This is a genomic window from Metabacillus litoralis (assembly GCF_020524045.1).
Lineage (GTDB): Bacteria > Bacillota > Bacilli > Bacillales > Bacillaceae > Metabacillus > Metabacillus litoralis_C.
In genome coordinates this window covers 1-515 of record NZ_JAIVKL010000054.1, presented here as the reverse complement: position 1 = coordinate 515, position 515 = coordinate 1, and the positions used below count along the sequence as shown (strand labels likewise).

1 protein-coding gene is annotated in these 515 nt (G+C 37.3%); it reads right to left on the bottom strand.

Annotated features, from left to right (window positions below; translation table 11 throughout):
* Positions 1-515, bottom strand: a 515-nt coding sequence (locus LC076_RS24045) for an RNA-guided endonuclease TnpB family protein (protein WP_226671607.1), incomplete at both ends; no start/stop codon positions are given.

The window sequence follows — 515 nt, the reverse complement described above, 5'->3', positions numbered from 1 at the left end:
ATACGAGCTACTGTAATCCGTTGCTTGTTCCAGTTACTAGAGCCGATTACTCGTCTTGATAGCACCTGTTGAGCCTTTGCCAATTTTTGCTCTAAGGATTGAAAATAGCGATTATTTTTATATGTAGTTCCATCTGCAAGAATAGCGAAGTCTTTTAAACCTAAATCAACGCCTGTACTAGAGTTTGTCTTCGGCATTTCAACTACTTCTGTTTCAGCTAAGATAGACACAAAGTATTTTCCACTGGGATTACGTCGGATTGTAGCATTGATAATTCGCCCATCAACTTCACGACTTTTGGCAAACCGAACAAGACCAAGTTTAGGTAACTTGATATGTTTATCTAGAACTGCGATATTTCCATTGGTTTGCTTCGTGATATAGGATTGTACCTTATTCTTTTTACTTTTAAATTTAGGCGCTTTATTTTGTTTCTTATAATACCTTTGGTAAGAATCAGCCAGGTTCTCAACGGACTTTTGGAGGGAGATGCTATCCACTTCTTTTAAAAAAGG